The 16,979-nt window shown below is 69.3% G+C and carries 18 protein-coding genes; 9 read left to right on the top strand and 9 right to left on the bottom strand.

All coding sequences use genetic code 11. From position 1 onward, the window contains the following. Positions 1-21: 21 nt before the first annotated feature. Complete coding sequence (locus tag ABT313_RS22815; RefSeq protein WP_350857142.1) at positions 22-978, bottom strand: ArsR/SmtB family transcription factor; 957 nt, start codon at positions 976-978, stop codon at positions 22-24. 55 nt (positions 979-1,033) lie between these two features. Between ABT313_RS22815 and ABT313_RS22810 the strand changes: the two genes are divergently transcribed. Both ABT313_RS22810 and ABT313_RS22805 read left to right on the top strand, forming a co-directional pair. Further along, entirely contained in the window at positions 1,034-2,284 is a 1,251-nt protein-coding gene (locus tag ABT313_RS22810) for an MFS transporter (RefSeq protein WP_350857139.1), read from the top strand. Positions 2,285-2,319: 35 nt separating this feature from the next. Next, positions 2,320-2,709: a VOC family protein gene (locus ABT313_RS22805; protein ID WP_350857136.1), complete on the top strand. Its 390-nt coding sequence runs from the start codon at positions 2,320-2,322 to the stop codon at positions 2,707-2,709. 4 nt (positions 2,710-2,713) lie between these two features. On the opposite strand, the gene ABT313_RS22800 is transcribed toward ABT313_RS22805, so the two are convergent. From ABT313_RS22800 to ABT313_RS22790, 3 genes are all read right to left on the bottom strand, one after another. After that, on the bottom strand, positions 2,714-3,043 hold the full coding sequence (locus ABT313_RS22800; protein WP_350857133.1) for an STAS domain-containing protein: 330 nt from the start codon (positions 3,041-3,043) through the stop codon (positions 2,714-2,716). Further along, positions 3,040-5,202: an ATP-binding SpoIIE family protein phosphatase gene (locus ABT313_RS22795; protein ID WP_350857130.1), complete on the bottom strand. Its 2,163-nt coding sequence runs from the start codon at positions 5,200-5,202 to the stop codon at positions 3,040-3,042. Before ABT313_RS22795 ends, ABT313_RS22800 begins: the two co-directional genes overlap by 4 nt. 86 nt (positions 5,203-5,288) lie before the next feature. Beyond that, positions 5,289-6,098: a hypothetical protein gene (locus ABT313_RS22790; RefSeq protein ID WP_350857128.1), complete on the bottom strand. Its 810-nt coding sequence runs from the start codon at positions 6,096-6,098 to the stop codon at positions 5,289-5,291. Between the two features lie 298 nt (positions 6,099-6,396). Here ABT313_RS22790 and ABT313_RS22785 point away from each other — a divergent pair, with 298 nt between their 5' ends. Continuing rightward, positions 6,397-8,325 carry an acyl-CoA dehydrogenase family protein gene (locus ABT313_RS22785; RefSeq protein ID WP_350857125.1) on the top strand — a complete coding sequence of 643 codons (1,929 nt, stop codon included), beginning with the start codon at positions 6,397-6,399 and terminating at the stop codon, positions 8,323-8,325. Here ABT313_RS22785 and ABT313_RS22780 read toward each other — a convergent pair. After that, the gene (locus ABT313_RS22780) at positions 8,322-8,789 is read right to left on the bottom strand and encodes a winged helix-turn-helix transcriptional regulator (RefSeq protein WP_350857122.1); all 468 of its coding nucleotides are present in this window, start codon (positions 8,787-8,789) and stop codon (positions 8,322-8,324) included. The genes ABT313_RS22785 and ABT313_RS22780 overlap by 4 nt on opposite strands. A 77-nt stretch (positions 8,790-8,866) precedes the next feature. Here ABT313_RS22780 and ABT313_RS22775 point away from each other — a divergent pair, with 77 nt between their 5' ends. Together ABT313_RS22775 and ABT313_RS22770 are read left to right on the top strand one after the other, a co-directional pair. Next, positions 8,867-9,451: a dihydrofolate reductase family protein gene (locus tag ABT313_RS22775; protein ID WP_350857119.1), complete on the top strand. Its 585-nt coding sequence runs from the start codon at positions 8,867-8,869 to the stop codon at positions 9,449-9,451. Beyond that, entirely contained in the window at positions 9,451-10,251 is an 801-nt protein-coding gene (locus tag ABT313_RS22770; RefSeq protein WP_350857116.1) for an MBL fold metallo-hydrolase, read from the top strand. The genes ABT313_RS22775 and ABT313_RS22770 overlap by 1 nt, the downstream gene beginning before the upstream one ends. On the opposite strand, the gene ABT313_RS22765 is transcribed toward ABT313_RS22770, so the two are convergent. After that, positions 10,235-10,864 (bottom strand): alpha/beta fold hydrolase, encoded by a 630-nt coding sequence (locus ABT313_RS22765; RefSeq protein ID WP_350857837.1) that lies wholly within the window; start codon positions 10,862-10,864, stop codon positions 10,235-10,237. The two genes, ABT313_RS22770 and ABT313_RS22765, sit on opposite strands and share 17 nt — an antisense overlap. Before the next feature lie 4 nt (positions 10,865-10,868). On the opposite strand from ABT313_RS22765, the gene ABT313_RS22760 reads away from it, so the two are divergent. The 4 genes from ABT313_RS22760 to ABT313_RS22745 are packed head-to-tail and all read left to right on the top strand — an operon-like array spanning position 10,869 to position 12,781. Then, the gene (locus tag ABT313_RS22760) at positions 10,869-11,102 is read left to right on the top strand and encodes a hypothetical protein (RefSeq protein ID WP_350857113.1); all 234 of its coding nucleotides are present in this window, start codon (positions 10,869-10,871) and stop codon (positions 11,100-11,102) included. After that, positions 11,099-11,650, top strand: a complete 552-nt coding sequence (locus ABT313_RS22755) for a TetR/AcrR family transcriptional regulator (protein WP_350857111.1) — start codon at positions 11,099-11,101, stop codon at positions 11,648-11,650. The genes ABT313_RS22760 and ABT313_RS22755 overlap by 4 nt, the downstream gene beginning before the upstream one ends. A gap of 50 nt (positions 11,651-11,700) precedes the next feature. Continuing rightward, a complete protein-coding gene (locus ABT313_RS22750; RefSeq protein WP_350857108.1) occupies positions 11,701-12,279 on the top strand; it encodes a DUF2461 family protein in 579 nt (192 codons plus the stop codon). 25 nt (positions 12,280-12,304) lie between these two features. Beyond that, entirely contained in the window at positions 12,305-12,781 is a 477-nt protein-coding gene (locus ABT313_RS22745; protein ID WP_350857105.1) for a ribonuclease H family protein, read from the top strand. An 89-nt stretch (positions 12,782-12,870) separates the two neighbouring features. Here ABT313_RS22745 and ABT313_RS22740 read toward each other — a convergent pair whose 3' ends face one another. From ABT313_RS22740 to ABT313_RS22730, 3 genes are all read right to left on the bottom strand, one after another. Beyond that, positions 12,871-13,524 carry a sigma-70 family RNA polymerase sigma factor gene (locus tag ABT313_RS22740; protein ID WP_350857102.1) on the bottom strand — a complete coding sequence of 218 codons (654 nt, stop codon included), beginning with the start codon at positions 13,522-13,524 and terminating at the stop codon, positions 12,871-12,873. Between the two features lie 10 nt (positions 13,525-13,534). Beyond that, entirely contained in the window at positions 13,535-14,005 is a 471-nt protein-coding gene (locus ABT313_RS22735) for a cupin domain-containing protein (RefSeq protein WP_350857099.1), read from the bottom strand. 119 nt (positions 14,006-14,124) lie between these two features. Then, positions 14,125-16,893 carry a helix-turn-helix transcriptional regulator gene (locus tag ABT313_RS22730; protein ID WP_350857096.1) on the bottom strand — a complete coding sequence of 923 codons (2,769 nt, stop codon included), beginning with the start codon at positions 16,891-16,893 and terminating at the stop codon, positions 14,125-14,127. Between the last annotated feature and the right edge of the window lie 86 nt (positions 16,894-16,979).

Here is a 16,979-nt window from a genome sequence, read left to right as displayed (position 1 = left end):
CCACGACCCACCGCCTGCCAATTAACCACGGATCAGGTGGTCGCCGAGGGAGGTGCGGTGGTAGAGGACTGAGCGGCCGTGGCGGGCTGAGGTTAGGAGGCCGGCGGCTTTTAAAGCCTTTAGGTGTTGGTTGATGGCGGTGGGGGTGACGTTGAGGCGGATGGACAATTCGGTAGTGGAGGCTGGGGTTTCGAGGAGGGTCAGGAGGCGGGCTCGGGCGCGGCCGATGAGGTTTGCGATGGCGTCAGGAGCCGTTGCAGTTGGGGATTGCCAGAGGGTGGCCAGGCCGCGGGCCGGGTAGATGAGGTGGGGTGGTTCGTCGGGGGAGATGGGGGTTGCGGCGCGGCGGCTGAAGAGGGATGGCGTCAGGGTGAGGCCACGGCCGGCGGTCGAGGTTCGGTAGGTGAGGTCGCTGCGGAGACGGATCCGGAGGACGGTGTCGTCCAGGCGGACGTGCGGGTCGATGTCGGCGAACATCGCGGCAAGGCCGGATTGAGCCATGACTCGGCCGCGGTAGACGATGTCGGCCTCGAGGACGGTGCGCATGCGCGTCCAGTACGGCTCGAAGCAGGCGTCCCAGTAGTCGCGCAGCGCGGCCAACAGGCGGCGGAGGACGGCTGCCGGGCGCCCGGCAAGTACCGACGGCAGAGCGGAAGGATGGATCGCGGCGAGGTCCGCGCGCACCACACCCGTCGGCGTGTCCACGAGAGCCGTCAGCTCGTCCTCGATCCGGCCCAGCGGACTGTACGGCCGTGGGGTGAGGAAGTCGGGCGTCCACAGCGCCTCGTTTGTCAGGGCCCACAAAAGATTCAGGTCGAGTGCAGCGCGGGCGGACTCGGTGGCCCGCAGCCAGGGCAGTTGCAGCGGGAAGCGGCCGGGGTCCCGCAGGGTCCGCAGCGACAGCACCAACTCGTGCAGCGGTGAGATCGCGAACCGCACCTCACCGAGGTCGTTGCCCGCAAGCTCGTACTCGATCATGAAGCAATACGCTACATCTCTGGCACCGACGGCGCCCGGATGCGACAACTGTCGCGTGCCCGAACTCCTCCGTGATCCCGTCGAACGCGCGCTGGCCTCCGCCGTCGCCGCGCTGTCGCTGTCCCGCGGCATGTTCTTCGCAGTCAGCGCCCTGTACTTCACCCGCGGGGTCGGCCTGTCCGCGGCCGCCGTCGGACTCGGGCTCACCACCGCCGGAGCGGTCGGCGTCCTCGCGTCGTACGTCGGTGGGCGGCTGAGCGACCGCTACGGCGCCGACCGGCTGCAGCAATGGACGCTGGCCGCGAACGGAGCCGCGTTGCTGGCCTACGCCCTCGCCGGGAACGTCGTCAGCTTCATCCTGATCGCTGCCTGCGTCTCCGCCACACGCGGCCTGCAGAGCACCGCCCAGGTCACCTTGCTCGCCCGCTGGTACGTCGGCCCCGAGCGGGTCACGGTCCGCGCCAGACTCCGGGTGGTCATGAACGTCTTCATCGGCGCCGGTAGCCTGCTCGCGGGACTCGCGCTGATGATCGACACGACGGCGGCGTACCGCCTGACCGTGGTCCTCGTCGGCGCCGTCACCATGCTCGGCACGCTGCCGCTGATCGGCCTCCGCCGCCGGGTCGAAGGGCTGGCCGCACGCATGTCGATCGCCGCTGTGGCGGCCGCTCCGGGCAGATCCCCGTTGCGCGATCGCACGTACGTCGCATCGACCATCCTGAACGCGATACTCGCAATTCAGTTCGGGCTGACGTCGGTCGGGATACCGCTGTGGGTCGCCGACCACACCGAGGCTCCAACGGTCGTCGTGTCCGCCCTGCTCCTGGTCAACACCGTCTACGTCGCCCTCTTCCAAGTCCGCGCCTCCCGCGGCGCACAGACACTCCGCACCGCTGGCCAATCGGTACGACGGGCAGGTGTATTCCTCCTGGTTGCATGCGCCCTGTTCGCAACAGCCGGGTACGTCGGCGCCGCGGCAGCAACCGCCATCCTGCTCCTCGCCGCACTCGCAGCATCGGCTGCCGAGACCCAGGGCGAGGCCGGCGGGTGGACCATGGCCTTCGACCTCGCCGACCCTGCCCGCGCCGGCGCGTACCAAGGCCTCAGCCAAACCGGCTACGCCGTCGCCCAGATGCTCAGCCCCGCCGTCGTCACCACCAGCGCGATCGACCACGGCACAGCAGGCTGGATCGCCCTCGGCGCCCTCTTCGCAGCCACCGGCGCCGCAACCGCCGTACTCGCCAACCACGCCGCCGTACGCAGAAGTCAGCCTCGACCCATCTCCGGAATGCCCGTCAGCCAATAGAGTCGGTTGCGGGCCAGCACGGTGAGGAGTTCCGGATGGACAGCGTGGGTGTTCGCTACATCGTGGACGACGTGGCGGCAGCAGTGTCGTTCTATACCGAGCGGCTCGGCTTCGCCGTCGAGATGGACTATTCGCCGGGGTTCGCCGCGCTGTCGCGTGGCGGCCTGCGGTTGTATCTGAACAACGTCGGCGGCGTCGGCGGCGCGTCCCAGGCGATGCCCGACGGCAGGTCGCCTGAGCCCGGCGGTTGGAACAGGTTCCAGCTCGTTGTGGACGACCTCGCCTCCGAGGTCGCCCGGCTCCGGGCCGAGGGCGCGACCTTCCGCAACGAGATCGTCGTCGGCATCGGCGGCTCGCAGATCCTGCTGGAGGACCCGGCAGGCAATGTGATCGAGCTGTTCCAGCCGCCAACCGACGGAACCTAGGTGCTCATTCGACGGTGTGCTGGACCGGGATGGTCTGGGGGAGATCGGTGAGTTCTAGGGCGGCTCGGAGTGGGGAGTCTGGTGGGACGATGACGCGGAGTTCCTGGCGGCTGTGGTTGAGGCGTTCGGCGAGGCGGAAGAGCATCGCGATGCCGGAGCTGTCGAGGTAGGCGGTCTCGGTCAGGTCGATGGCGATGACGGACTCGTCGACGGACGCGACGCGGCTGATGGCGTCCCTGACCTCGGCGGCGTTGGTGAGGTCGACCTCGCCGGAGATCCGGACGACCTGGACGCCGTTGCTCGTCCACGCGTCGACTTCTGCGTAGGCCGTCACTTCTCGTCCCCGACAGTTACGTGTCGTCGCATGAAGATCGTCGTACCTTCCGGATTGCTGTCGATGTCCACCGAGTCCGAGAGTCCATGGATCAGGGTCAGTCCCAGGCCGCCGCCGCGGTCCGCCGGACGCCGCCACTGACCGCGGTCGCGCACGGTCAGCTCGACCGAGCCGTCCACCAGGCGCGCGTCGACGTGCATGTCGCCCGGCGAGGCGCCGTACGCGTGGCGTACGACGTTGCCGCACGCCTCCCCGCAGGCGATCGCGATCTCGCCGGCGTCCCGCGCGTTGACACCGGACTCGCGGAGCCAGCGCCGCAACGCGTGCCGGACCTGGAACAGCATGCGCGCCTCGGCCGGTACGTCGAGGGTCAGCGGCGTACCGGCCAGCGTGAGCGGCCGGAGCGCGATCAGCGCGATGTCGTCGGCGACCTGGCCGGGCTCCGCGAGGGCGGACAGCAGATGGTCGCAAAGAGCGTCCAGATCGGGCCACTCGGAGCTACCCGCCTCGCCGAGCAGCCGATCGAGGCCGTCCTGGATCGACAGCGAGCGCTTCTCGACCAGCCCGTCGGTGTAGAGCAGCAGGGTCGCTCCGGGCTGCAGCCGGTGCGTGGCCTCGGCGTAGTCCCAGTGCGTCAGTACGCCGAGAGGCGGCGCCAGCCCACCGTCGAGGTACTGCGTGGTCTCGTCGTCGATCAGCAGCGCGGGCGGATGGCCGGCGTTCGTGAATCGCACGGTGCCGGTGTCCGGGTCGTACAGGGCGTACAGCAGGGTGACCATCTCGGCCATGGGCAGCTCGCGGGCCAACTCGTGCAGCCGGCTCATCACCACGACCGGCGACGGATCGTGGATGGCGTAGGCCCTTACCGCCATCCGCAGCTGGGTCATCGCGGCCGCGGCCTGCAGACCGTGACCGGCGACATCGCCGATGACGAGCCCGATCAGGCCGGCGCGCAGCTGGATCACGTCGTACCAGTCGCCGCCGACATGCAGGTCGGCGGTTGCCGGGACGTAGCGGGCAGCGACGACCAGACCGGGGATGTCGGGCATCCGGTTCGGGAGCAGGCTGCGCTGGAGTGTCTCGGCGATCTGATGCTCGCGCCGCGTCCTGGCCTCCTCGCGTGACAGCTGTTGCTGGGTCTCGTGCCTCTGGTCGGTCTCGCGGCGCAGCCGGTCGCTGGTTGCTTCGAGCTCGGCGGTGCGCTCCTTGACCCGTTCCTCCAGGTCGGCGGCCGAGGCCATCAGAGCGCGGGCGAACCCGATCCGCTCGGTCACGAGCGCGGCCAGGAAGAACGATGTCAGCGCGACCGTGGCGTTGAACGCCTGAAGAGTCAGCATCTTCTCCAGCAGCGACTTGCCCTCGAACGGGCCGAGGTTGCGCGTCGCCGACCAGGTTGCGATCAATGACGCGGTCAGCGCGGCGGGCGCGGCTCCGCGCAGTTGCAGGCGCCACGAAGCCCAGCCGAGCAGCGGCAGCACCAGGAACAACAGCTGTACGTCGGTGCGGGTCGTCCAGGACACCAGCACGATCGTGAGCACGAGGATGATCCCGGCTTCGAGCCAGCGCGCGACCGGCCAAGGCTCGAGCTCCCAGAACAGGGGGATGCACAGGAGGAACGGAGCGACGGCGAGGACGCCCATCGCGTCGCCGGTCCACCAGACGGCCCACGCGCCGGCCAGTCCATGGGTGCCTTTCGACGTGATGAGCGTGGTGGCGCCGATGGTCGCGCTGATGGTCATGCTCGCGAGCGCACCCAGGAAAACGATCGCCAGCGCATCACGGAGTCGATCCAGCTGACGGCGGAACCCGATCCGCTCGAGCACGATCGCCGCCACGAGCGGTGCCAGCGTGTTGCCTACTGCGGTCAGCAGCGCGGGAACCGGACCGGTGCTGATCGGCAGGTTCACGGCCAGCGCTGCAAGCGCCACGCCCGGCCACATCCGCCTGCCCAGGATCAGGAAGGCCGCCAGCGCGATGCCGCTCGGCGGCCACAACGGCGTGACGTTCTGCTCGACCAGTGACAGGCTCAGCCCCAGGCGCGCGCCGAGGTAGTAGGCCACGCCAACCACGACGACGGCCGCAGTGGTCCGCCCCAGATCCGCCGGCACGCGCAGTCTGAGTGCCCTCGAAGCCCAGGAACCTTCCGTACGCTCAGCCATCGCTCTACGGGGTCACAGGCCGCGAGACTGCCATAGCTCATGGGACGCTGGAAAGCGTGGCTACGTCAAGTCACCATGGGGCCGGCTCACTCGCCGAACAGCATCCGGGCGTCGCCAGGCCTGATCTGCCACCGGAAGTAGACCGGGTCAGCAAAGGTCGCCGGGACCTTGCCGAGGCCCTGGATGACGGTCGCGGTCCCGTTCGCGTGGCCGACGGCGTACGCATAGGCCGAGTGGGTGTCCTTGTCGATGCCGACCAGCATCGTTCCGTACTGCCCGCACTTCTCCGCGACCAGCGCATCGAACGCCTGCCAGGTCGATCCGCGGACCTTCTTCACGACGGGCTTGAGCGGCGACGTCCGGGGGAGCCGGATCGTGTAGAGCGCGCCGCCGCGGGTGTTGGCAAGGAAGGTGTCGTACGTCGCGGTCTGGCTGATCATCGCCATCGTCTTCACCGCGGCGAACCCGGTCGCCGACTGCTTGTTTGCCCACAGCCGCGGATTGTTGCCGTTGTTGTAGTACATCTCCCAGCGTGTCAGTGTCCCGTCGGTGCGCAGCTGGTACTGCGTGGTGAGGTTGGGCGGCTTCGGATAGTCCCAGTACCTCGTCGTCTCGAAGAAGGTCGTGTCGCCCCAGCCGCCGCCGACCCGGTAGTACGTCGGCCTGGTCGGGTCGACCACGCCGTCCAGCGTGAGCAGGTACGACGTGGCGTACATGGTCGAGCCCATCACGGTGTAGCCGGTGACGGACCCGCCGTACCCGGTGACGTCAGGATCGGCCGCCAGCGAACCACTCACCCGGACGGCGCCGGGCGGGAAGACACCGACATCCTCGCCGTTGTCAGTGACCGCGCCAGGCATGATCCGCTTGCCGGCAACCGCGCCAGTGGCGGTCACGGACCCGACGCTGACGTAGCAAGCCGCTGAGGCCGTCGCTGCACCCGTCGGCGCGGCCGTCGCGGCCCCAGGGGTGACGCCCGCTACCAGCAACACGGCAGCCGCCGCGCGCCCCGCTGTACTCAGTCGACCGGACATAGCCAGCCCCTCGGTTCGCCGTACGAAGTGGTCCTTCTGTGTACTCCGATACCGCGCAAGGCAGGAAAGTTATGCCGGGCCTTGAATCGGGTCTGCGTTCGGTGGCGCTGGTTTCGGGTACTAGCCGGTAGTAAGGGAGTTCAGGCGAGGAGGGATACCCGTGACGGCTACGACGCGGCAGGTGGGGGAGCGGGAGGCGCGGGAGGTTGCGGAGGCGGCGCGGGAGAGGGAGTGGACCCGGCCGAGTTTCGCCAAGGGGCTGTATCTGGGTGACTTCGACCTGTCGCTGATCCACCCGCAGCCGCATGCGATCGCGGCCGACGACGCGGTTCGCGGCGAGGAGTTCATCGCGCGGTTGGCGGCGTACTGCGAGACGCTGGACGGTCTGCTGATCGAGCGTGAGGCGAAGATCCCGGACGAGTACGTGCGCGGGCTCGCGGAGCTGGGGACGTTCGGCATCAAGATCCCTGTCGAGTACGGCGGTCTCGGCCTGCCGATGGCGTACTACGGCAAGGCGCTGATGCTGGTCGCGTCGGTGCATCCGAGTGTGAGTGCGCTGGTCTCCGCGCATCAGTCGATCGGTGTGCCGGAGCCGGTGAAGATGTTCGGGACCGACGAGCAGAAGCAGCGGTTCCTGCCTCGCTGCGCCGCCGGTGCGGTGACGGCGTTCCTGCTGACCGAGCCCGACGTAGGCTCGGATCCGGCCCGGCTGGCCTCGACCGCCACCCCGACCGACGACGGTACGGCGTACCTCCTGGACGGCGTGAAGCTCTGGACGACGAACGGCGTCATCGCCGAACTGGTCGTGGTGATGGCACGCGTGCCGGACCACGAAGGCGGACGGGGTGGCATCAGCGCGTTCGTCGTCGAGGCTGACTCGCCAGGCGTCACGGTGGAGAACCGCAATGCCTTCATGGGGTTGCGCGGGATCGAGAACGGCGTGACCCGGTTCCACCAGGTCCGGGTGCCGGCCGAGAACCGGCTGGGACGGGAAGGCGACGGCCTGCGGATCGCGCTGACAACGTTGAACACGGGCCGGTTGTCCATTCCCGCGACGTGTACGGCGGCGGCCAAGTGGTGCCTGAAGATCGCGCGGGAGTGGTCCGCGGAGCGCGTCCAGTGGGGCCGGCCGATCGGCGCGCACGCTGCCGTGGCCGAGAAGATCTCGTTCATCGCCGCGACCACGTTCGGGTTGGAATCGGTGCTCGACCTGTCGGCGAACCTGGCCGACGCAGGTACGAAGGACATCCGGATCGAGGCAGCGCTGGCCAAGCTGTGGGCCAGTGAGATGGCCTGGCGGATCGCCGACGAGCTGGTGCAGATCCGCGGCGGCCGAGGGTACGAGACCGCCGACTCGCTGGCGGCCCGCGGCGAGCGCGCCGTACCGGCGGAGCAGATCCTGCGAGATCTCCGGATCAACCGGATCTTCGAGGGCTCGACCGAGATCATGCATCTGCTGATCGCCCGAGAGGCCGTCGACGCCCACCTGTCCGCGGCCGGCGACCTGGCCTCACCGGACGCCGATCTACAGGCCAAGGCAAAGGCCGCGGTCAACGCCAGCGGGTTCTACGCGAAGTGGTTGCCGAAGCTTGCCGTCGGCAAGGGATCGGATCCCCGCTCGTACGGCGAGTTCGGGCCGCTGGCCAAGCACCTGCGGTACGTCGAGCGCGCGTCCCGCAAGCTCGCGCGTCAGACGTTCTACGGGATGGGCCGGTGGCAGGCGAAGCTGGAGTATCGCCAGGGATTCCTGGCCCGGATCGTGGACATCTGCGCGGAGCTGTTCGCGATGGCCGCGTCCTGCTCGCGGGCCGAGACGCTCCGCTCCCGCAACACCGTCGAGGGCGAGTCGGCGTACGAGCTGGCGGCGGTGTTCTGCGAACAGGCACGGCTGCGGGTCGATCACCTCTTCGAGCAACTGTGGAACAACACCGACGATGCCGATCGGCGACTGGCGCAGCACGTCCTCGACGGGAAACACAGCTGGCTCGAGGCCGGCATTGTTGACCCCTCCGAGGGAACCGGCCCGTGGATCGCCCAATGGCAACCCGGCGAATCAACCGCGGAGAACAAGTCACGCCGCTACCGCTAGCCGATCACGTCGTTGAGTCGTTCGAACGCGGACGGGTCGTCGTCCGGGGCCGGGGTGCCCAGGTGGCGGGCGCGCAGGTCGTTCATCAGGGCCTCGATGAAGGGCGGACCTTGGTCGTGCATGAACTGCTGGCGGGCATGGAGTTCGCCGGCTGCAGGGCGCCACGTGAGCGACCAGTTGCCTAGGGCATCGAGGATGGGGAGGGTCTGGATGCCGGCTTCGGTGAGGCTGTACTGCGCGCGTTGGCCGCGGGCCGCCGTACCGCGGCTGAGGAGGCCGGCTTCGACCAGGCGGACCAGGCGGTCGGCGAGGATGTTCGAGGCGATGCGCTCGGGGGATCCGGTCAGCAGTGCCCGGAAGTAGCGGCGGTCGCTGAAGATGACGTCGCGCAGTACGAGCAACGACCAGCGATCGCCCAGCACCTCGACGGCGGCGTTGATCGGACAGCTTGACGGTGGTTCCACGGCTCCTCCTTGACAGCTTCCCGGCATCGCCATAATAGTGATTGCAGATTGCAAGCACTAGTCGGAAGAGGGGGATGATGGGCCGCTTCGTATATGCGATGAACGTGTCCCTCGACCTGCGGATCGAGCAGGTGCCCGGGGACAACGGCGCGGGCGAGTGGCTGCGCATCGACGAGGAGCTGCACCGCGAGGCCAATGCGCGAACGCGGCAGCTCGCGATGATCGTGCACGGCCGCGTCGTGTACGAGGTGATGGAGGAGTACTGGCCGCGGTCCCGCGAGGACGCGTCGCTGCCCGACTTCATGCGCGAGTACGGCGAGATCTGGACCGCCATGCCGAAGGTGCTCGTCTCGCGGACCCGCCACAGCGCCGACCACAACACCCGGATCGTCGGGGGAGACGACGCGATCGAGCAGCTCGCCGTACTGCGCGCCGAGACCGAAGGCACGATCGCGGTCGGCGGCGCGGATCTCGCCACCCAGCTGCTCCGGGCCGGGCTGCTCGACGAGCTGCTGCTGACCACGCATCCGTCGATCCTCGGCTTCGGCCGGCCGCTGTTCGACCACTACGACCTGCCGATCGACCTCGAACTGCTCGACCAGCAGACGTTCGGATCGGGCGTCACGATGAACCGCTACGCGATCCTGAAGGAGGCCGGCTGATGCTGACCCATGTTGCGGACGGCGTCCGCGTCCACCAGAGCGAGCTGCTCCAGAACAACACGGTCGTCGTACGAGGTGACGCCGGCGTACTGCTCGTCGATCCCGGAATCACCGGCGAGGAGATGGCCTGCCTCGCAAAGGACCTGCAGGGTGAGGCCGTTGTCGCGGGCTTCGCGACGCATCCGGACTGGGATCACGTGCTCTGGTCCGCCGACCTGGGCGACGCGCCGCGGTACGGCACGGTCCGCTGCGCGGCTGAGCTCCAGGAGCTCATGTCGAAGCCTGATTGGAAGGCCGACATCCTCGAGTGGGTGCCGCCGGAGATTGCGGACGAGCTACCCCTCGACCTGTTCGGCCTCGTCACCGGCGTTGGAACCACCCACCTCCCGTGGGACGGCCCGCAAGCCCGCATCATCGAGCACCGCGCGCACGCGGCGGGCCACGCGGCTCTGCTGATCGAGGAGAGCGGCGTTTTAGTTGCCGGAGACATGCTTTCGGACGTCCTGATTCCGATGCTCGACGTGCACGGCGAGCCCGACCCGATCGAGGAGTACCTCGCCGCCCTGCAACTCTTCGACGACATCGCCGCCGACGTCCGGTTCGTCGTACCGGGCCACGGCTCCGTTGCCGACGCCAACGAACTCCGCACCCTAATCGACCAGGATCGCGCCTACGTCCAGTCCTTACGTGACGGCCGGGAGCCCAACGACCCCCGCCTCGGCCCCACCGCCAAGACCGGCTGGGAATGGGTGAACGACGTACACACCAACCTACTCCAAGGCCTCAACCACCGGCGGTGAAAGCGGCGTCGAGTAGGACCGTGAGGTGGCTCGCGACTGCTTCGGGGTCGGTGGTGTGGGGAGAGTGGCCGCTTTCGATCACGATGAGCTGTGAGTTGGGGATCAGGTCGTGAGCGGTGCGCGCGGCCTGTAGCGGCAGGACCGGGTCGTGGCGGCCCCAGACCACGATGGTCGGTGCGATGATCTGTACTGCCTGCTTGCGAAGGTCGTGTCCTGGCTGAGTGAAGCTGTGCCACATCTGCGCGACTGCCTTCCGGCCCGCGGCCGTGCGGGTGGTGGCGATGGCGTCGGCGCGGGCACGTTTGTCGGCGCTGGTGCGGGGGCGCATGTACCACCAGGAGAAGCCTGGGTAGACGAGTCGCACGAACCACGGGCGGCTCATCATCGTGCAGAACACCCTGCTCCCGAGCGACGCTGCCTCGAAGCCGCCGCCGTCGATGATCATCAACCCACGCACGAGGTCCGGGCTTCTGACGGCGAGGCGTGCGCCGACGTTGCCGCCGATCGAGTTCCCGACCAGAACCGCGCCGTCCGGTGCCCAGTTGCTGCAGGATCTCCTCGACCAGGTCGGTGAGATCCGGCTCGCCCGAGGCTGAGCTCCCGGCCGCGGAATCGCCGTGACCGGGCCAGTCGATGCTGATGCTGCGAACGCGCTCCGGGAGCAGAGCGCGCACCTCGTCGTAGTCGCGCCGGCGGTGGCCGCCGCTGGGCAGGAGTACGACGGCCGGGCCCGCGCCCTGGACGTCGTAAGCGATCTCGCCGGCGGCGGTGACGATGGTGTTCATGGCGAGGACCGTAACACACTGACCGACCGGTCGGTCAGTGTGTCGTCGCATAAGCTTCGCGGGTGACCGAAGACGCGCGCGTGCCGGGAGCTCCGCAGACCCGCGAGGCGCTGCTCGATGCCGGCGCCACGCTGGCGGAGCAGCACGGTCTGAGCGGCATCAGCGTGAACATGGTGGTGGCGAGCGCAGGCGTCGCGAAGGGCACGTTCTACGTGCACTTCAAGGACCGGTCGGCCTTCATCGACGCCATGCACGCCCGCTTCCACACCAGCGTCGAAGCCGCCATGACCGAGGCGCTGGCAGATCTGCCCAGAGGCGCCGAGCGCCTCTTCCGGGCATTCGAGGTCTACCTCGACATCTCGCTCAAGAACCGTGGGGCCAAGGCCCTGTCCCTCGAGGTGCGCTCCAGCCCCGAGCAAGACGCGATGACCGCACGGCGGGAGCGGCTCGTCGAAGGCGGTCTCGCCGATCTCGAAGCCATGGGCTGGGAGGACGTCGAAGCCGCGGCCCAGCTGCTTGCCGCGATGACGCGGGAGATCTCGGCCTTGGAGTTCGACGCCGGCCATCCCCTCCCTGCCTCCCGACGAGCCCTCAAGCGAATGCTCGGCCTGTAGTGGTGACTGAGGGGTTCGATGGTTGGCCGAGGGCGGCCTTCGATGTGTTGTTGCGGCTTGAGGGGGAGCCTTCGGCCGAGGTGCGGCGGGAGTGCCGGCGGGAGCGGGAGGAGCTGGTTCGGCGGCCGATGGTCGGGTTGCTGAACGCGGTGGCGGACGCGGATCCGGAGTACGAGGACTTCTCGGTCTGGGGGTACGGCGACGTACTGCTGGACGCGTGGCAGCGGCAGCGGGCGATCGTTCGGCTGGCTCGCAGTGTCGAGCTGGGGGTTCGGTTCGATCTCGACGGGCTCGAGGTCGGCTTGGCCTGGTGGTACGCGCCGTCGGAGCAGATCGAGCGCTACCGGGCCGCGGTAGCGGATCCCGGCTCCGGACCGCAGTTGGTTGCGATCCTGACGGATCTGGAGCGGGACGGTTCGGCGATCTCCGGCGACCTGCTGAAGCGCCCGCTGCGCGGTCATCCCGCCGACCATCCACGCGCCGACCTGCTGCGCCACAGATCCCTCATCGCCACCCGCCCCCTCGGCTGCGACGACTGGATCCACACGTCGGCCGCAGCAGACCACGTACTCGCCGCCTTCCACCAGCTACGCCCGCTGTCGCACTGGCTCGTCAAGAACGTGTCCTAGCGTGGACGAGCGGTAGGGTGCTCGGATGCCTGTTACTCGTGTGCGGCGGCCTCGGCCGGCTGATATGGCGGTGCCGGTGGGGGCTCGGTCCGTGTTTACGGATGGGGCTTGTTCGGGGAATCCGGGGCCGGGTGGGTGGGCCTGGGCGTTGTCGAAGACGGAGTATGCGGCTGGGTCCGAGGCGGTGTCGACGAATCAGCGGATGGAGATCCGCGCGGCGCTCGAGGCTGTGCGGGACAACCCGGGGCCGTTGCTGGTGGTCTCGGATTCGACGTACGTCGTGAACTGTTTCCGCGACCGCTGGCATCAAGGGTGGCTCGAGCGCGGGTGGCTGACGTCGGCCAAGAAGCCGGTCGCCAACCGGGACCTGTGGGAACCGTTGGTGGAGCTGGTGACCGAGCGCGGCGACGTGGCCTTCCGATGGGTGAAAGGCCACTCCGGACACGAGATGAACGACTTCGTCGACCAGCTGGCGGTCGCCGCGTCCCAGTCGGCGGGATAGGGCCTAGCGGGGTTCGGCCAGGGCAGCTCGCCACTCTGGGGCTTCGAACGGGTCGGCGAAGTACTGCGCCGGGTGGCTGCCGCGCCTGGTCAGCCGGCGAGGTCATGAGCCAGAACCTGTTCGAAGGTGGTTAGGTCGCCGGACCGTGATGCGTCGAGGAATGCCCGGACGAAGTGTTCGGAAGCTGCAGGCCCGGGCGCAGGCGGTGGCCCGACAGCGGCCAGGCGTCGGCGGGCTCGGCTGACGACCTGGCGCGCGTTGTCCGAGCGCAGCTGCAGGAAGTCGGAGAGTTGCCCGTACGGGTAGTCGAACGCGTCCCGCAGTACGAACGCGGCCCGCTCTCTGGGCGTGAGGCGCTCCATCATCACCAGCACCGCCTGCGCGATCGTGTCCCGGTCCTCGGCCGTGGTCGCAGGATCGTCGCCGGTGGCCGAGTTCTCGAGCGTCGGTACGGCGCCGGTGGTCTCGCGACGGTAGCGGGCGCTGCGATGCACGTTGATCGCCAGCCGGGTGGTCATCGTCAGCAGCAACGCCTGCGGGTCGGTGACGGCGGAGCGGTCCATGTTCTGCCACCGGACCCAGATCTCCTGGACGACGTCCTCGACCTCGTTCGCACCGCCGAGCACGCGGTAGGCGATCGCCAGCATCCGCGGCCGCATCCTGACGAAGATCGCGACTGCCTCGTCCAGGCGTGCATCGTCGCCGGGGAACCTGAGATTCGCAGCGCTGTAGTGGTTGGACATGAAGACTCCTTCAGCTGTGGGCCGACCGCCACGCGGGGAGGTCGGCAAGGTGGACGTCGTAGCGGTCCTGGTACGGGAGCAGGGACGAGAACTCCTCTTCGCCGCGGCTGATCGCGCCCAGCAGCTCGAAGTAGCTGAACCGCTCGATGCCCGGACTCAGTACGACGAACACGTCGGCGGTCTCGCCGTCGGCTGCACCGAAGACATGAACCAGGCCGGGGGGAACGATGACCAGACCGCCCTTGCCGACGGTGGTCAAGGTGTCGCCCAGCCGGAACAGCATGGTTCCGTCGAGGATGTAGAAGACCTCGTGCGAGAGCCGGTGGTGGTGCGGCGGTGCTCCGTCGGCGCCGACGGTCAGGGTGAGCCGGCTGGCGCTGACCGCGCCGCCGTCGGCCAGTAGTTCGAACGCGCCGTCCGAGAGGGAGGCGCCGGCCGCCTCGCCGGGCTGCACGACAAGGGCTGAGGGGACGACGTCCATGGGCTGACTCCTTCGAGGGAACTGACCTGTCCCTGTCGAGAGTCGATCACGGTGCCCGCTGTCCGCACCCGGGTAGCTCCCTGGTCCATGCAGCCCGGAGTCCCCGGCCTGCCTGGCCGTTAGCCGCTCGCGGCCTCGAAGTCGCTCTGGAAGAGCACGTCCCGCAACTGCCGGCGTGAGGTGATCGAGAGCTTCTCGAAGATCTTGCTCAGGTGCCATTCGACAGTGCGCGGACTGAGGAACAGCCGGTTACCGACCTCGGGATTCGACAGTCCGTCCCGGACGAGCAGCGCGATCTGCCGCTCCTGCGGCGTCAGCGTTTCTCCGGTCGCTGCCGTCGCTGTGCGCTTGCGGACGGTCTCGCCGGACGCGTGCAGTTCTCTACGTGCTCGCTCCGCGAACGCGTCCATGCCGATCGAGGACAACATGGCGTACGCCGACCGCAGTTGCGCCCTCGCGTCCGTACGGCGGCCCTTCCGGCGCAGCCACTCGCCGTACAGCAGGTGGGTGCGGGCCAGATCCGGCCGCAGCCGGGTGCGTCCCAGGTAGTCGATGGCCTCGAGGTAGGCCGCATCGTCGTCGTGCACGAGCGCACGTCCACGTGCCTCGACACCGCGGGCCCATGGTTCGTCGGTGGACCGCGTGCTCTCCTGGAGTCGTGCCAACGCGGCGGCAGCCTCGTCGGTGTGCCCTGTGCGGGTCGCTGCCTCGATCTGCTCGCACAGCGCCCACGACGACACCCACAACTCGGGCGTGTCCTCGCTCGCCAGGCGGGCCAGCGCCAGCGCTTCGTCGTGGCGTCGCAGCGCGTTCAGGATGACCGACTTCGCCCACTGCGCGTACTGCACCGCCGTGCCCTGACCCTCGGCCGTCGCGCCGGCGATCGTGTCGTCGATCAGCCGGAACGCCTCGTCCTCGTGACCGCGGAACGCGGCCAGCGTGAGGGCGCCGTACGGCGCGACGTGGGTGCCGGTTGCTTCTCGTACGGCGTCCGCCTCGGCCCGCAGCGCGTTCGCCTCGGCGAAGTCCCCGGCGAACGCGGCCACCTGCTCGAGGACGTTGACCCCGACGACGAGGACGGCGAGCGCCCCGGTGCTGCGCGCTGCCTCGACCTGCCGGTTCGCGGTCGCCAGGCAAGCCTCGAAGTTCCATGCGGTGGCGGCCGCGGCCGTGCCGAGCCAACCCCAGCGCAACGTCTCGTCGGCCGAGATGTCCGGCTGACCGAACGCGACGGCCGCCTTCTCGAGCACCGGCATGGCCTGCTCGCGTCCCTCGACGAACACCATCGCGAGTCCGTCGAGGAGCAAGTCGGAGCTTCTCGGCTCGCCCTCGGGCGGAGCGGTGGCCCGGGCAGCACGCGAGACCTCGCGGAGTCCGACCGTCCGGGCAAGTCGGCCGGCGAACAGCGCCGCGCTCCACGCGTCGAGATAGGTGTCCCGGGCGAGGCGGGCGTCAAGCGGCTCGAGCGTCTGCGCCGCGCGCAGCAGCAGTCCCGGGGCGTCGCGCCCGCGCTGCTGCGAGAACGCTGCTTCCGCCCGGAGCAGATCGATCTGGGCCCGGCCGAGATCGTCGAGCTGACCCGCCTCGGCTGTTGCGAGCAGCATCGACGCGGTCGTGAAAGCACCGGCCCGGAGACTCGCGTGTGCGCCGGCCATTGCGCGCTGAGTGCGACGAGCGGGGTCGAGAGTCAACGCGACCGCACGCTGCAGGCAGGCCGCGGCGGCTGCGAATCCACCTCTGGCCTGGGCGCGGTCGGCCGACCGCTCCAGCGCGATGGCTACCTCTTCGTCGGGCCCGGTCGCCGCGGCGGCGAGATGCCACGCGCGTCGATCGGGGTCGGCTGTCGCGTCCGTGGCCGCAGCGAGAGCCAGATGTACCGCTCTGCGCTCCACGTCGGACGCGGCGCCGTACAGCGCGGAGCGCACCAACGGGTGCCGGAAGGTGACCCGCTCGCCCAGGGTGAGCAGGCTGGACACCTCCGCCAGGTCGGCCGCGACCCCGAGCTCGTCCGCGGCCCGGCGTACGACGACCGGATCTCCCTCGGGCTCGGCGGCCGCGACGAGCAGCAGTTGCCGGGCCGCCGCAGGCAGTCCTTCTGCCTGGCGCAGGAAGCTCTGCTCGATCCGCACCGGCAGACCCAGGCCGCCGACCAGGCCGAACCCGGCCGCGAGCTGGGTCGCGGTGAGACCGCGCGGCAGTTCGAGCAGCGCCAACGGGTTGCCACGGGTCTCGGCCACGATCCGGTCCCTGATCGGGCCGTCGAGCAGGAACTCGACCGTCGAGCCGAGGAGCGCGCGGGCGTCGCGATCCGGAAGTCCGTCGACCGTGAGCTCGGGCAGGTCGTGAAGCTCCAGGCGTGCCTCGCGAGCACCGAAGACCAGGCCGACCGCCTCGGCGCCCAGCCGGCGGGCCACGAAACCGAGCGTCTGGGCAGTCGCCGTATCGAGCCACTGCGCGTCGTCGACCACTACCAGCACCGCCCGCTCGCCGGCCAGGTCCGAGATCAGACTCAGTACGCCGAGGCCGACCATGAAGCGGTCCGGGGTAGGTCCGGGCGCCAGTCCGAAGATCGTCGCGAGCGCGCGCCGCTGAGGCTCGGGAATCCGGTCCAGACGGGCCAGGAGCGGCGCGCAGAGCTGGTGCAGTGCGGCGAAGGGCAGCTCCATCTCCGACTGGACGCCGACCGCGCGCAGGATCCTTAGCTCGGCCGCGGTCTCCGCGAGGTAGTCCAGCAGCGCGGTCTTGCCGACCCCGGCCTCTCCCCGGACGACGAGGGTGCGGCTCTCACCGGCGCGCAGTCCGGCGACGACACGATCGAGCTCGGCGCGCTCGGATTCGCGTCCGAGCAGTTTCGGCGCCGGGACTCGTGCCGCGGCCGGACCGCGCACCCCGTCTTCTGGACCCAACGTCCGCCGCCCTTCAAGCGGTGAGCACACGACGCCCACTGCGCGATGCGCGGGCGCAGCCGGTCGAA

It is taken from the genome of Kribbella sp. NPDC000426 (assembly GCF_040300265.1).
GTDB lineage: Bacteria > Actinomycetota > Actinomycetes > Propionibacteriales > Kribbellaceae > Kribbella.
This window is presented reverse-complemented; position numbering and strand designations above follow the sequence as displayed.